General features: G+C 63.7%; 15 protein-coding genes. 13 read left to right on the top strand and 2 right to left on the bottom strand.

What is annotated here, in order from left to right; translation table 11 throughout:
- Nucleotides 1-135: 135 nt before the first annotated feature.
- Complete coding sequence (locus AC2S2E_RS06635; RefSeq protein ID WP_486524196.1) at nucleotides 136-1,638, top strand: tannase/feruloyl esterase family alpha/beta hydrolase; 1,503 nt, start codon at nucleotides 136-138, stop codon at nucleotides 1,636-1,638.
- Nucleotides 1,639-1,647: 9 nt separating this feature from the next.
- Here AC2S2E_RS06635 and AC2S2E_RS06630 read toward each other — a convergent pair whose 3' ends face one another.
- The gene (locus AC2S2E_RS06630; RefSeq protein WP_486524195.1) at nucleotides 1,648-1,917 is read right to left on the bottom strand and encodes a hypothetical protein; all 270 of its coding nucleotides are present in this window, start codon (nucleotides 1,915-1,917) and stop codon (nucleotides 1,648-1,650) included.
- 178 nt (nucleotides 1,918-2,095) lie between these two features.
- Here AC2S2E_RS06630 and AC2S2E_RS06625 point away from each other — a divergent pair, with 178 nt between their 5' ends.
- Nucleotides 2,096-3,058, top strand: coding sequence for a 5'-methylthioadenosine/S-adenosylhomocysteine nucleosidase (locus tag AC2S2E_RS06625; RefSeq protein ID WP_486524563.1), 963 nt, complete (start codon nucleotides 2,096-2,098; stop codon nucleotides 3,056-3,058).
- A 7-nt stretch (nucleotides 3,059-3,065) separates the two neighbouring features.
- Here AC2S2E_RS06625 and AC2S2E_RS06620 read toward each other — a convergent pair whose 3' ends face one another.
- The gene (locus tag AC2S2E_RS06620) at nucleotides 3,066-3,356 is read right to left on the bottom strand and encodes an EthD family reductase (RefSeq protein ID WP_486524193.1); all 291 of its coding nucleotides are present in this window, start codon (nucleotides 3,354-3,356) and stop codon (nucleotides 3,066-3,068) included.
- A 194-nt stretch (nucleotides 3,357-3,550) separates the two neighbouring features.
- On the opposite strand from AC2S2E_RS06620, the gene AC2S2E_RS06615 reads away from it, so the two are divergent.
- The 11 genes from AC2S2E_RS06615 to uraH all read left to right on the top strand — a co-directional run bounded on the left by AC2S2E_RS06615 (nucleotide 3,551) and on the right by uraH (nucleotide 13,109).
- Nucleotides 3,551-4,108, top strand: coding sequence for a phosphoribosyltransferase (locus AC2S2E_RS06615; protein ID WP_486524192.1), 558 nt, complete (start codon nucleotides 3,551-3,553; stop codon nucleotides 4,106-4,108).
- 128 nt (nucleotides 4,109-4,236) lie between these two features.
- On the top strand, nucleotides 4,237-4,416 hold the full coding sequence (locus tag AC2S2E_RS06610; protein ID WP_486524190.1) for a hypothetical protein: 180 nt from the start codon (nucleotides 4,237-4,239) through the stop codon (nucleotides 4,414-4,416).
- Nucleotides 4,413-5,681 (top strand): AtzE family amidohydrolase, encoded by a 1,269-nt coding sequence (locus AC2S2E_RS06605; RefSeq protein WP_486524189.1) that lies wholly within the window; start codon nucleotides 4,413-4,415, stop codon nucleotides 5,679-5,681. The genes AC2S2E_RS06610 and AC2S2E_RS06605 overlap by 4 nt, the downstream gene beginning before the upstream one ends.
- Complete coding sequence (locus tag AC2S2E_RS06600) at nucleotides 5,678-7,012, top strand: NCS2 family permease (RefSeq protein WP_486524188.1); 1,335 nt, start codon at nucleotides 5,678-5,680, stop codon at nucleotides 7,010-7,012. Before AC2S2E_RS06605 ends, AC2S2E_RS06600 begins: the two co-directional genes overlap by 4 nt.
- Nucleotides 7,009-8,601, top strand: a complete 1,593-nt coding sequence (locus tag AC2S2E_RS06595) for a gamma-glutamyltransferase family protein (protein ID WP_486524187.1) — start codon at nucleotides 7,009-7,011, stop codon at nucleotides 8,599-8,601. The genes AC2S2E_RS06600 and AC2S2E_RS06595 overlap by 4 nt, the downstream gene beginning before the upstream one ends.
- Complete coding sequence (locus AC2S2E_RS06590) at nucleotides 8,595-9,821, top strand: allantoate amidohydrolase (RefSeq protein WP_486524185.1); 1,227 nt, start codon at nucleotides 8,595-8,597, stop codon at nucleotides 9,819-9,821. The genes AC2S2E_RS06595 and AC2S2E_RS06590 overlap by 7 nt, the downstream gene beginning before the upstream one ends.
- Nucleotides 9,814-11,058: a pyridoxal-phosphate-dependent aminotransferase family protein gene (locus AC2S2E_RS06585; protein WP_486524184.1), complete on the top strand. Its 1,245-nt coding sequence runs from the start codon at nucleotides 9,814-9,816 to the stop codon at nucleotides 11,056-11,058. Before AC2S2E_RS06590 ends, AC2S2E_RS06585 begins: the two co-directional genes overlap by 8 nt.
- Nucleotides 11,055-11,963, top strand: coding sequence for an allantoinase PuuE (puuE, locus tag AC2S2E_RS06580; protein WP_486524183.1), 909 nt, complete (start codon nucleotides 11,055-11,057; stop codon nucleotides 11,961-11,963). The genes AC2S2E_RS06585 and puuE overlap by 4 nt, the downstream gene beginning before the upstream one ends.
- A complete protein-coding gene (gene hpxZ / locus AC2S2E_RS06575; RefSeq protein ID WP_476101197.1) occupies nucleotides 11,960-12,340 on the top strand; it encodes an oxalurate catabolism protein HpxZ in 381 nt (126 codons plus the stop codon). The genes puuE and hpxZ overlap by 4 nt, the downstream gene beginning before the upstream one ends.
- Nucleotides 12,337-12,777: a 2-oxo-4-hydroxy-4-carboxy-5-ureidoimidazoline decarboxylase gene (uraD, locus tag AC2S2E_RS06570; RefSeq protein ID WP_486524181.1), complete on the top strand. Its 441-nt coding sequence runs from the start codon at nucleotides 12,337-12,339 to the stop codon at nucleotides 12,775-12,777. The genes hpxZ and uraD overlap by 4 nt, the downstream gene beginning before the upstream one ends.
- The gene (gene uraH / locus AC2S2E_RS06565) at nucleotides 12,774-13,109 is read left to right on the top strand and encodes a hydroxyisourate hydrolase (protein WP_486524180.1); all 336 of its coding nucleotides are present in this window, start codon (nucleotides 12,774-12,776) and stop codon (nucleotides 13,107-13,109) included. Before uraD ends, uraH begins: the two co-directional genes overlap by 4 nt.

Here is a 13,109-nt window from a genome sequence, read left to right as displayed (position 1 = left end):
CTACCCCTTTGAAAGCGCTTGCCAAATCCGGGCATGATTGAGATATCTTACGGTGCAAGGCGTATAAACGGCCTGCGCTGAGAGGATCCCATGCCCATTTTTGCAGGCCCGCTTGTGTCCGCCGTATCCGGCCGCATGCTGATCACGCCCATGCTGGCCGCCGCCAGCCCCGCCATGGCCAGCAGCCAATGCACCGCGATGGCGCATCAAAATTTCGGCCCCGGCGTCACCGTGCAATCGGCCAAGATGGTCCCGGCGGGCTCCATGCCGGGCGAAATGGGCGCGCCCGCCGTCCAATTGCCCGCCCATTGCCGCGTCGAAGGCACGATAAACCACCGCCATGGCAAGGGCGGCACCTATGGCATCGGCTTTGCCATCGCCCTGCCCGTCAACTGGCAGGGCCGTTTTCTGCTGCAAGGCGGCGGCGGGTTGAACGGCTCTGTCCGCCCGCCCATTGGCGCGGCGGCGGCGGGCAAGGTCCCGGCGCTGGCCCGCGGTTTTGCCGTGATCAGCCATGACAGCGGCCACAAGGGCGCGGTGTTCGACAATGCCTTCATGGCCGACCAACGCGCCGCACTGGACTTTGCCGAAAGCAGCGTGCGCGAGGTGGCCCTGTTGGGCAAGGCCATCACGCGGGCCTATTACCGCCGCCCGATTGCCCGGTCCTATATGGCCGGATGTTCGACCGGCGGGCGCGAAACCATGCTGGCGGCGCAGCGCTATCCTGAATTGTTCGACGGGCTGGTGGTGGGCGCCCCCGCGATGCGCACCGGCCATTCCAATCTGGCCACGACCCATGCCGCCGTCACGTTTAATCAAGCCGCCCCGCGTGACGGCGCCGGATTGCCCATCCCGGCCCAGATTTTTTCCGCCAATGATCGCAAGGTGATCCTTAACGGACTGCTCGATCAATGTGACGCGCTGGATGGGGTAAAGGATGGCATGATCGCCAATGTGGCCGCCTGTCATTTCCGCCCCGCCGCCTTGATCTGCGCGTCGGGCAACAGCCAAAATTGCCTGACGCCGATACAGGCCGAAGTGTTGGAGCGCGCCTTTCAACCGCCGCGCGACAAGGCGGGCCATGCGCTTTATTCGCCCTTTCCATTCGACACCGGCATTGTGGCGACCGATGGCGGCATTCCGGGCTTTTTGCCCACGGGTATGCCCGGACCTCTGGGGCCGCCGATCCGCGCGCTGACTTTTGACCCCGACGCCCGCATCGAAACCATCCGCGCCGATTTTGTACAAGGGCTGACCGACACCGACCGCTGGACCAACCTGTCCAGCTTTCTGGGCCATGGCGGCAAGATGTTGTTTTACCACGGTGTTTCCGATCCGTGGTTCTCCGCTTTTGACACATGGGACTATTGGCAACGCGCCGCCGCTGCCAATGGGGCCTCGTTCACCGATGCCAGCCGGTTTTACATGGTGCCGGGCATGGGCCATTGCGGCGGGGGCAATGCGTTTGACACATTCGACCTGCTGGGCGCGGTGGTCGATTGGGTGGAAAAGGGCAACGCGCCCGAAGCCATCTCCGCCTATCGCCGCACCGGCACGGACAGCATGCCGCTATGCCCCTATCCCGGATTTGCCCAATTTGGCGGCACGCCGGGCCGCTTCACCTGCGCGCCGCGTTAACCAATTGGCTTAGGACTGGTCGCGCTCCGCCCGATCGGCGGTGCGTTGCCAATCATAGGCCGGTTCGACCAGTTCAGGGTGATCCTTGAACGCTTCGGCGGGCGGGGGCGCCATGCCCAGCGCGTCCAGCACCACCCAGAGCGCGAATTTGCGTCCGCCCTCCTGCTCCACCCCGAAATCCAGCGCGAGCTGTTCACAACCCAGCACAAGGGACACATCATCCACCGAGGCCAGATCATCGGTCTTGAAATAATGGGCGAGCAAAGCGTCTAGTTCCATGCCCACGCCATGCGGCATCCCGCCCGAATTGGCCAGATGTAATCCGCAATTCGGCGCTGTTGACACATTGGCGCGGCCTGCCCATCGCTCTGGGCCGAACGAAATGGAGTTGGTGATGATCGCGCGCAAATCCCTGTTGGCTCTGGCCCCTGTCCTTGGCATGACATCTGTCCTTGGCATGGCATCCGCCCCGGCGCAGGCCGCGCATCCGGCCGCAAAGATCAGCGCCGCGTCGGGCAAGCTGGACGCAACGTCGCGCACCGTCATCATCACCGCCTTTGAACCCGAATGGGTGGCGCTCGAAGGCGCGGTCAAAGGGCCCAAGGCCTATCACATCAACGGGCTGACCATCCTGACCGGGACCATGGCGGGGCCAAAGGGGGCTGTGCGGCCTGTGGTCTTGCTGGAATCGGGCGTGTCGATGGTCAATGCGGCCATGAACACGCAATTGGTGATCGACCGTTTCAACGTCAAACGCATCGTCTTTTCCGGCATTGCGGGCGGGATTGATCCGGCGCTCTCGGTGGGCGATGTGGTGGTGGCCGACCAATGGGCGCAATATATGGAAGTGTCTTTGGGCCGCAAAAAGGGCGATCAGTTCATCAGCCCGGACATCTATCCCGACCCCGATCACCTGACCAATTACGGCATGATGATCCCGCGCACCGTGCGCGTGGGCAATGCCGCCGAAAAGCCCAGCCGCCACCGCTGGTTCAAGGCCGATCCGGCGCTGCTGGCTCTGGCGCAAAAGGCGGTTGGGGGCTTTGCGCTCGAACGCTGCCTGCCCGCCAACGAACCCATCCCCCAGACGCGCGGCGTTTCGGCCGATGCGGGGCGGTGCCTTGACCACCAACCCCGCGTGAGTGTGGGCGGCAACGGCATTTCCGGCCCCGCCTTTGCCGACAATGCCGAATATCGCGAATATCTCTTTGCCCAGTTCAAGGCGCAGGTGCTGGACATGGAAACGGCGGCCACCGCCCATGTCGCCTATGCCAATCAGGTGCCGTTTATCGGTTTCCGCTCATTATCCGACCTTGCCGGCGGCGATTCCGGGCCGAACCAGTCATGGGTGTTCGGCCGCCTTGCCGCGCGCAATGCGGCCACGGTGGTCCAGAAATTTGTGGCCGCGCTGCCCGATTGATGGGCGATCAAACCGCCCGATAGATCACCGGCGCAATATTGGTAAAATTCGGCAGATCGCCCAGAACCTTGGGCGTTTCGATCCCGTTCAACGCCGCGTCAATCGCCGCGCTGCTTTCAAAACGCAGCAAGACGCCGCCATGCCACGGCTGATCCCCTTCGGGCAGCAGGATTTCACAACTGCTCAGCCCATAGGGGGTCCAGCATTTATCGACCAGCGGGATATGCGTTTCGACATAATATTGCGCGTCAAATTGGGTGCCGTCCCCCGCAGGATAGCTGACAACAAGAGTAGGCATGATAATCTCCTCGTCCCGCAACCGGTCACGCCGGTTCGCTTATTGGAACACAGAGTGCCGCAATTGACCGCGAGAGGCCATTTGCCCTTTGGTCCTACGCGCTTTTGCCGCAACCGCCGTAAACGCCACGCTATTCATGGCGGCCCAAACCCGTTATCCGTGACCCCATCTGACATCAAACGAGCCGTTCGACCATGATTGAAAAGCGTTACCTCTCGGCCAATGACCTGCTGGCGGATTCCTTCCGTCTGGCCAATAAAATCCTGGAATCCGATTTCCGCCCGACCCATATCGTGGGCATCTGGCGCGGGGGCGCGCCGGTGGGCATCGCGGTTCAGGAATTGCTGGAATATCACGGCGTGATGACCGACCATATCGCGGTCCGCACGGCCAGCTATACCGGCATCGACGCGCAAAAGGACGAGGTGCAGGTCTATTCGCTGGGCTATCTGATCGACACGCTCGAACCCACCGACAAGTTGCTGGTGATCGACGATGTGTTCGACAGCGGGCGCTCGATTGCCGCCTTTATGAAGGAACTGGCCGCGCGTTGCCGCCACAACACGCCCAAAACCATCCGCAGCGCCACGGTCTATTACAAACCGCGCCGGTCCAAGGTCGATATCAAGCCCGACTTCTATGTCTATGAAACCGACGAATGGCTGGTGTTCCCGCATGAGGTGGACGGGCTGACGGTGGAGGAAATCCGCAAGCACAAGCCCGAAGCCGCAATCATCCTGCGCGAGGAATAAGCGCGGAACAGTGAGCGTATTATCGAGGGGTGCGCGAATTTTTGCAACACAGGGGGCAAAAATTTGCGCTTTCTCGAACACTCACGCCAAGGCAAAGAGGAAGGAAGCTGAGCGCAAAGGGGGCTTTTATGAGCGAGGCAATCGAGGGGGCGACACTGGACGTCCTGCTGCGCGTGGCGAACCTGTCACCGCCCGAAGAATGCCGAGCCGGAATTATGGCCAACCTTGCGCTGCTTTCCTCTCATGCCGCCAATTTTCGCGGGCTTGACGACCCGATGGAAGACCCGGCGGAGTTGATCCAGCCGTGATCGATCCGCTGAACATTTTCACCACTGTTCTGACCGATGCGCCAACGGTTGACGGGCCTTTGGCGGGCACCAGTTTTGCCGCCAAGGATCTTTATGACGTGGCGGGCCATGTCACGCTGGCCGGGTCCAAAATCAATGCCGATGACGGCAAACTGGCCACGCGTGACGCCACGCTGGTCGCGCGGTTAAAGGCGGCGGGCAGCCGGTTGGTGGGCATGACCAACATGGACGAATATGCCTATGGCTTTGCCACGGAAAACAGCCATTACGGCACGACGCGCAATCCCCATGATCCTTCGCGCATCGCGGGCGGGTCGTCGGGCGGATCGGCGGCGGCGGTGGCGGCGGGGCTGGCCGATATTGCTCTGGGGTCGGACACGAATGGTTCGATCCGTGTGCCCGCCTCGCTCTGCGGGGTCTATGGGCTGAAACCCACCTTTGGCCGCCTGTCGCGCGCGGGTGTCTATCCCTTTGTCGCCAGCCTTGACCATGCGGGCCTGTTCACGCGCGATCCGGCCATGATGGCGGCGGCCTATGACGTGTTGCAGGGCCACGACCCGCGCGACCCGGCCCAGACCGAGCGGATGATGGAACCGGTCGAGCCAGAGCTTGAACAAGACCTGCCCAAACTGCGCATCGGCGTGCTGGGCGGATTTTTCGCAACTGACGCCGCGCCGGAGGCCCATGCCGCCGTGGCCCATGTCGCCGATGGTCTGGCCGCGCTGGGCTGTGACGTGCGGCCTGCGATTTTCGATGGCGCCAGTGAGGCGCGCTCCGCCGCCTTCTGCCTGACCGCGATGGAGGGGGGCAGCCTGCACCGCGCCGATCTGATGACCCGCCCGATGGATTTCGATCCGGCGGTGCGCGACCGGATGCTGGCCGGATTGCTGATGCCCGCCGATCTGTTGCTGGCCGCGCGGCGGGTGCGGCGGATCGTGGCGCAGCGAGCGCGTGCTCTGTTCGCCGATTTCGACCTGCTGCTTACCCCCGCCACGCCTTGCAGCGCGCCGCGCATGGGCGAGGCCACCATCGAGATCGAGGGCAAGCAGGTTCCCGTCCGCGCCAATCTGGGCATGTTCTGTCAACCGATCAGCTTTATCGGCCTGCCTGCTCTGGCTGTTCCTGCGCTGGCCGACACGCCTTTGCCCATCGGGGTTCAGATGATCGCGCCGGCATGGGCCGAAGCGCGCCTGATCCACACCGCCCATCATCTCCACCGTGCCGGAATCACCGGCCCCCGCCCCGTGACTGGACCCACCCAATGAGCCTATCCGCCACGCTCGACCGACATTTCGCCCTTTCCGAAAGGGGCACCACGATCCGCACCGAAGTGCTGGCCGGGGCGACGACATTCCTGACCATGGCCTATATCATTCTGGTCAACCCTTCAATTCTGGGCCTTGCGGGCATGCCGGTGGCCAGTGTCGCGGCGGCCACCTGTTTCGCCGCCGGTTTTGCCAGCATCCTGATGGGAACGATCGCCAATACGCCGCTGGCTCTGGCGCCGGGCATGGGGCTGAACGCCTATTTCAGCTTTACCGTGGTGCAATCGATGCATGTGCCTTGGCCGATTGCGCTGGGATGTGTGTTTGTGTCGGGGGCGATTTTCCTGATCCTGACGCTGGCGGGCATTCGACAGATGATCGTGGCGGCCATTCCGTCGCACCTGTTCGCGGCGGTGGCAGCGGGCATCGGCCTGTTTATCGGGCTGATCGGTCTGAAAAACGGCGGGCTGGTGGTCAACAGCCCGGCCACGGGTCTGGCGCTGGGCAATTTGCATGACATGGGGCCGATCCTTGCGCTGGTCGGCCTTGTGCTGGTGGTGGTTCTGCATGTGTGGCGGGTGAATGCCGCCATCCTGATCGCGATTGCGGCCACGACGGTTCTGGCCTGGGTGGTCGGCGCGGTCAGTTTTGACGTGAAGCCCTATTCCATCGCCTCGATGACTGAAACGGTGGGCAAATTGGACCTGGCGGGCGTCTTTGGCTTTGGCGGCAAGGCGGGGCTTGGGATTTTTGAAATCCTGTTCGTGTTTCTGTTTGTCGATCTGTTCGACAATCTGGGCACGCTGATGGCGGTCACGCGCCGCGCCGGGTTGATCGAGCCTGCGGGCAATATTCCGGGCCTCAACCGCATGTTGGTTGCCGATTCGGTGGCGACGATGGTGGGCGCGGTGGCGGGCACATCGACCGTCACATCCTATGTCGAAAGCGCCAGCGGGGTTGAGGTCGGCGGACGCACGGGCCTGACGGCCATCATCACCGGCATCCTGTTTCTGGCCGCGATGTTTGTGGCCCCCTATGCGCAATTGGTGCCCAGCGCGGCCACGGCGCCCGCGCTGATCCTTGTCGGCGCGTTGATGATGGTGCCTTTGGCCGATGTCGAATGGACCGATCCAGAGGCCGCGATTCCGGCCTTCCTGACGCTGGTGGGCATTCCTTTCACATTCTCGATCGCCAATGGTCTGGCCTTTGGCATTGCCGCCCATGCGCTGATCAAGCTGGTGCGCGGCAAGATCACGCAAAAGGACTGGCTGCTCCTTCTGCTGGCCGGCCTGTTCATCGCCCGCTTCGTCTGGCTGTCCGGAGCGGCATGATGCAAACCGCCAAGGAGACGGCGCGCGGCGCTCAGGGCATCGTCACCGCGCCGCATTATCTGGCATCGCGCGCGGGCCTGTCAGTGCTTCAGGATGGCGGCACCGCGGTCGAGGCATGTGTCGCCGTGGCCGCCGCGCTGGCGGTGGTCTATCCGCATATGACCGGGATCGGCGGCGATGGCTTCTGGGTGATCCGCGAGGGCGATGGGCGCGTCCACGGCATCCATGGCTGTGGCGGCGCGGCGGAAAAGGCGGATCTGGCTCTCTATGCGGGCCTTGATGCGGTGCCATGGCGCGGGCCTCTGGCGGCGAACACTGTGGCGGGCACGATCAGCGGATGGCAGGCGGCACTGGAGAGCGATGGCGGATCGATGCCGCTATCGCGCCTGCTGCGCGATGCGATTGCCCATGCCGAGGCGGGCGTGGCCGTGACGCGCGGCGGGGCCGATATTGCCAAAGCCAAGGGGCCGGAATTGCGCATCCAGCCCGGCGCCTATGCCACGGTGTTTGAACCCGAAGGACGCCCTCTCGCGCAAGGCGATGTGCTGCGCCAGCCTTTGCTGGCCGCGACCTTGCGCCGATTGTGCGATGAAGGGCTGGATAGTTTTTACAACGGCCCGCTGGCCACCGATATTGCCCAGGATCTGGCAACGTTGGGCAGCCCGGTATCGGCCCGCGACATGGCCGCGCATCGCGCCACGCGCCCCGCCCCGCCGCATGTGCAAACCCGCCATGGCACGCTGTATAATGCCGCCCCGCCGACGCAGGGCATCGCGTCTTTGTTGATCCTCGCGCTGTTCGACCGTTTACGAGCAGAGCAGATGGACGGTTTCGACCACATCCACGGTCTGGTGGAAAGCACCAAGCAGGCGTTCCTGTGGCGCGACCGTCATTGCGGCGATCCGGCCTATATGGAGAGCGACCCGCAGGATTTGCTGAACGATGCAAAAGCGCTGGACGCCATGGCCGCGCGGATCGATCCGGCAAAGGCCCTGCCATGGCCGCAACCCAGCCAATGGGGTGACACCTGCTGGTTCGCCGCCGCCGATGGCAACGGGCAAGTTGTGTCCTGTATCCAGAGCACCTATTTCGAATTCGGATCGGGCCTCGTCCTGCCGAAAACCGGGATTACGTGGCAGAACCGGGGCGCATCGTTCCGTCTGGCCAAGGGTGGGTGGAATGCGCTGCGGCCGTTGCGCAAGCCGTTCCATACGCTCAACCCCGCGCTGTGCCTGTTCGAGGATGGGCGCGTGATGGCCTATGGCACGATGGGCGGCGAGGGACAGCCCCAGACACAGGCCGCGCTGTTTTCCCGCTATGCCCGCTTCGGCGGTGATCTTCAGGCGGCGATTTCCGCCCCGCGCTGGTTGCTGGGCCGGACATGGGGGGATCAATCCACCACATTGAAGATCGAGGACGGGTTTGCGCCCGAACTTTACGAAGCGTTGAGTGCGGCGGGCCATGATGTCGAACGCGTCGGCCCGATCACGCCGATGATGGGCCATGCGGGCGCCATCGTCCGCCACCCCGACGGCGGATTCGAAGGCGCCACCGACCCGCGCAGCGACGGTGAGGCGGCCGCATGGTAGGCCCCAACCGCGCCGTCACGCGCTGCGAGGCTTTGGGCCGCGCCCCCTTTTCCGACATGGAAGGCGGGCTTTACCGGGGATGGCTATCTCCTGCCTATCGCGCCGCGCTCGAACAATTGGCCGCGTGGATGACGCAAGCGGGCATGACCCCGCGCACCGATGCCGCCGCCAATCTGATCGGGCGTTATGAAGGGACGAGCAATCTGCCCCCTCTCATCATCGCCAGCCATCTGGACAGCGTGCGCGATGGCGGGTTTTACGATGGACCTTTGGGCATCATGCTGGGTGTGGAATGCGTGGCGGCCCTGTCGGCAGAAGGACGGCGCATGCCCTTCCCCATCGAAATCATCGCCTTTGGTGATGAAGAAGGCAGCCGTTTTCCCGCCGCCATGTTGACCAGCAAGGCGGTGGCGGGGGTGCTGGGCGAAGTGCCCGATATGGCCGATCCCAAGGGCGTGACGCTAGGCGAGGCGCTGGCCGAATATGGCCTGTCGCCCGATGGACTGGCGGGGGCAAGGCACCCTGGCGCGCTCGCCTATCTGGAGGCGCATATCGAACAGGGGCCAGTGCTGGAGGCCGATGGGCTGGCGCTGGGCGTGGTGACAGGCATTGCCGCGCAATTGCGCTATGGCGTGGTGGTGCGCGGGATGGCGGGCCATGCGGGCACGTCGTCCATGCCCTTGCGCCGCGATGCTTTGACCGGGGCGGCGGAAATGGTTTTGGCGGTGGAGAGTATTGCACGAGCCGACGAAAGCGATCTGGTCGCCACGGTGGGGCGGATCGAGGCCTTGCCCGGCGCGGCCAATGTGATTCCCGGCGAAGTGCGTTTCACCATCGACGTGCGTTCGGGCGATGCAGGCCGACGCAACCGGGCCGCCGAAGCGATCATCGCAGAGATCCAGTCCATTGCCGACAGGCGCAGCCTCGATTTCAGCGTCGAGCAGATCCACGACCTTCCCCCCAGCCCTTGCGATGATGCGCTGATGGACTTGCTGGAGGAAGCGCTGGTCGAATGCGGCCACCCGGCGCGGCGGTTGGTGTCGGGGGCGGGGCATGATGCGATGATCATGGCCGAAATCGCCCCCACCGCCATGTTGTTCATCCGATGCCGCGATGGCATCAGCCACAATCCTGCCGAACATGTCGACCATGCCGATGCCGATGCGGCGCTGTCCGTCATGCTGGGCTTTATCGAAAAATTGGGAGCGAAATATGCTTGATCCGGCGCTCTTTGGCGAAATCGACCCGCCCCAGCGCCTGTTGATGGGGCCGGGGCCGGTCAATGCGCACCCCCGCGTGCTGCGCGCGATGAGCGCCGATCTGCTGGGCCAGTTCGACCCGGAAATGACCGGATATATGAATCAGGTGATGGCGCTTTATCGCCCGATCTTTGGCACGCAAAACCGCTGGACCATGTTGATCGACGGCACCGCGCGCGCCGGGATCGAGGCGGCCTTGGTCAGCATGATCCAGCCGGGCGAGACGGCTCTGGTGGTCAATTTCGGGCGCTTTGGCCTGTTGCTTCAGGAAATCCTGACCCGCATCGGCGCAAAATTTGAAACCGTCGATGCGCCATGGGGCGAAGTCGCGGCGATGGAGGCGATCCGCGACGCGGCGCTGCGCATCCGCCCCACCCTCATTTGCAGCGTCCATGGCGACACATCAACCACCATGGCCCAGCCCCTCGACGGGATTGGCGATATTGCCAAAGAGGTCGGCGCGCTGGTCTATGTCGATGCCACCGCGACGATTGGCGGCATGGAAATCGCCGCGGATCGTTGGGGCGCGGATGTCATCACGGGGGGGCTGCAAAAATGCCTTGGCGGGCCATCGGGCAGCGCGCCGATCACCGTATCCGACGCCGCCGCCGAGCGGATTTTTGCCCGCCGCCATGATGAAAAGGGCATTCGCAGCCCCGATGCCGTCGATGGCCATGGGCCGCGCATTGGTTCAAACTATTTCGATCTGGCCATGATCATGGATTACTGGAGCGAAAAGCGCCTGAACCACCATACCGAGGCGACGACCATGCTGTATGGCGCGCGCGAATGCGCCCGCGTCGCATTGGGCGAAGGGCTGGAGGCGCGCTACAAACGCCACCGTGCGGCCGGCGCGGCGATGAGCGCGGGGCTGGTCGCGATGGGCCTGACGCTGTTTGGCGATGATGCGCATCGCATGACCAATGTCACCGGCGTCTATATCCCCCAAGGCATCGATGGCGAGGCGATCCGCACCGCCATGCGCGACCATTTCGAAATCGAGATCGGCACCGCCTTTGGCCCGCTGGTCGGCAAGATCTGGCGTCTTGGCGCGATGGGGTACAATGCGATGAAGCATAAGGTGCTGATCACGCTGGGCGGGCTTGAGGCTTGTCTGGCGGCGCAAGGGTACAAGCTGCCCTTGGGCGCGGCGGTTCCGGCGGCTCTGGCCGCGTGGGAAGAGGTGATGGGGGCATGAACCGCGATCTCATCGGATATGGCGCGACGCCTCCTGCGGCATCATGGCCCGGCGGGGCAAAGGTGGCGGTCAATTTCGTCATCAATTACGAGGAAGGCGCGGAAAACAGCACGCTTTATGGCGATGAGCTGTCGGAAGGGTTTCTGTCCGACATGGTGGGCGCGGCACGCCATCCGGCCCGCGCCATGGCGATGGAAAGCCTGTATGAATATGGCAGCCGCGCCGGTTTCTGGCGGCTGCACCGGTTGTTCACCGAGCGCGGGGCGCCGGTCACCGTGTTTGGCGTGGCCGCCGCGATGGAACAGAACCCCGATGCGGTCGAGGCCATGCTCAAGGCCGATTGGGAGGTGGCGACCCACGGCTATCGCTGGATCGATTATCAGTACATCGCCCCGGAAATCGAGGCCGAGCATATTGCCAAGGCCATCGAGATCCACACCCGCCTGACGGGGGAACGCCCGCTGGGTTGGTATCAAGGGCGCACCAGCCCCAACACCGCCCGGCTGGTGGCGCAGGAGGGCGGCTTTCTTTACGACGCCGATTCCTATGCCGACGATGTGCCCTATTGGGATGACCGCTTTGGCCACCTCAATGAAGGGCGGGCGCAGCTCATCGTCCCCTACAGCCTTGACGCCAATGACATGAAGATGGTCGCCCTCAACGGCTTTACCGAAGGGGAGCAGTTCTTCCGATACTTGCGTGACACATTCGACCAATTGGCCGACGAGGGCGGACGGATGATGAGCATCGGCCTGCACGGACGCATCGCGGGACGCCCCGGACGGACGCGGGCGGTGGCGCGTTTCCTCGACCATGTGATGGAAAGCGGTCAGGCATGGATCACCACGCGGCGCGACATCGCCCGCCACTGGATCGCGAACCATCCTTATGGAGGCGGCGCATGAGGATCGATGATCCCATCCTTCTGGCCGAAGTGACGGCGGCGTTTAACGAATATGAGCGCGCCTTGATGGAGGATGACATTCCCGCGATGGACGCCCTGTTTCACGATGCGCCCACCACCAACCGTTACGGCGTGGGCGAAGTCCTTTATGGCATCGAGGAAATCCGCGAATTTCGCCGGGGGCGCGGCGGTTCGCCCCAGCGCAGATTGGGCCGGGTTTCGATCACCACCTATGGCGATGCTTTTGCCACGGCGGATGCGGAATTCTATCGCGAAGGGTCAGACCGGCGCGGGCGGCAAACGCAAAGCTGGGTCAAATTCGCCGATGGCTGGAAAGTCGTGTCGGCCCATGTCAGCCTTGAAGGAAGCAGCCATTGAGCGCCCTGTTTGAACATTCGCCATGGGTAGAGGATCGCGCCGATGCCGCGCCATCCTGCGGGGATCGGCACAAGGATCTGATGGCGGTGGTCTATGCCGCCAGCCGCGAGGAGCAATTGGCCCTGATCCGCGCCCACCCGGAATTGGCGGGCAAGGCGGCGATGGACGGCACCCTGACCAGCGCCAGCGCCGCCGAACAGGCCAGCGCCGGGCTGGACCGGTTGACGCCGGAGGAGTTTGCCCGGTTCCACGCGCTTAATGACGCCTATCGCGCGGCCCATGATATGCCTTTCATCATCTGCGTGCGGTTGACCGACAAGGCTGGTATATTGGCCGCGATGGAGGCCCGCGCAGGCCATGATACCGAAACCGAAATCGCCACCGCGCTGGCCGAGATCGGAAAGATCACCAAATTGCGGCTGGAGGATCAGCCATGAGCACGCTTTCAACCCATGTCCTTGACACAATGCACGGCACGCCGGCGGCGGGTTTGGCCATCACGCTGACCGGGCCGGATGGTCTGGCGGCGCGGGGGGTGACGAATGAGGACGGGCGCGCACCGGGTTTGGCGCCCGCTGATCTGGCGCCGGGGCGCTATCGGCTGACCTTTGCCGTAGCGGCCTATTTCCGGGGCAAAGGCGTGGACTTGCCCGAACCGCCCTTCCTTGAAGATGTGGCGATTGATTTCGGCATTTCGCAGGGCGGAGGCCATTACCATGTGCCTTTGCTCGTCTCACCCTTTTCCTATTCCACCTATCGCGGGAGCTGA

Source organism: Novosphingobium sp. 550D, assembly GCF_057401885.1.
The sequence above is the reverse complement of the archived record's forward strand: the minus strand, read 5'-3'. Positions and strand labels throughout refer to the sequence as shown.

Excerpts from the sequence above, each read along its gene's own strand:
- AC2S2E_RS06585 (WP_486524184.1), top strand. The coding sequence starts at position 9,814 with ATGCTTGATCCGGCGCTCTTTGGCGAAATCGACCCGCCCCAGCGCCTG.
- hpxZ (WP_476101197.1), top strand. The coding sequence starts at position 11,960 with ATGAGGATCGATGATCCCATCCTTCTGGCCGAAGTGACGGCGGCGTTT.
- AC2S2E_RS06590 (WP_486524185.1), top strand. The coding sequence starts at position 8,595 with ATGGTAGGCCCCAACCGCGCCGTCACGCGCTGCGAGGCTTTGGGCCGC.
- AC2S2E_RS06625 (WP_486524563.1), top strand. The coding sequence starts at position 2,096 with ATGGCATCCGCCCCGGCGCAGGCCGCGCATCCGGCCGCAAAGATCAGC.
- AC2S2E_RS06595 (WP_486524187.1), top strand. The coding sequence starts at position 7,009 with ATGATGCAAACCGCCAAGGAGACGGCGCGCGGCGCTCAGGGCATCGTC.
- puuE (WP_486524183.1), top strand. The coding sequence starts at position 11,055 with ATGAACCGCGATCTCATCGGATATGGCGCGACGCCTCCTGCGGCATCA.
- AC2S2E_RS06635 (WP_486524196.1), top strand. The coding sequence starts at position 136 with ATGCTGATCACGCCCATGCTGGCCGCCGCCAGCCCCGCCATGGCCAGC.
- AC2S2E_RS06615 (WP_486524192.1), top strand. The coding sequence starts at position 3,551 with ATGATTGAAAAGCGTTACCTCTCGGCCAATGACCTGCTGGCGGATTCC.
- AC2S2E_RS06620 (WP_486524193.1), bottom strand. The coding sequence starts at position 3,356 with ATGCCTACTCTTGTTGTCAGCTATCCTGCGGGGGACGGCACCCAATTT.
- uraH (WP_486524180.1), top strand. The coding sequence starts at position 12,774 with ATGAGCACGCTTTCAACCCATGTCCTTGACACAATGCACGGCACGCCG.
- AC2S2E_RS06630 (WP_486524195.1), bottom strand. The coding sequence starts at position 1,917 with ATGGAACTAGACGCTTTGCTCGCCCATTATTTCAAGACCGATGATCTG.
- AC2S2E_RS06600 (WP_486524188.1), top strand. The coding sequence starts at position 5,678 with ATGAGCCTATCCGCCACGCTCGACCGACATTTCGCCCTTTCCGAAAGG.
- AC2S2E_RS06610 (WP_486524190.1), top strand. The coding sequence starts at position 4,237 with ATGAGCGAGGCAATCGAGGGGGCGACACTGGACGTCCTGCTGCGCGTG.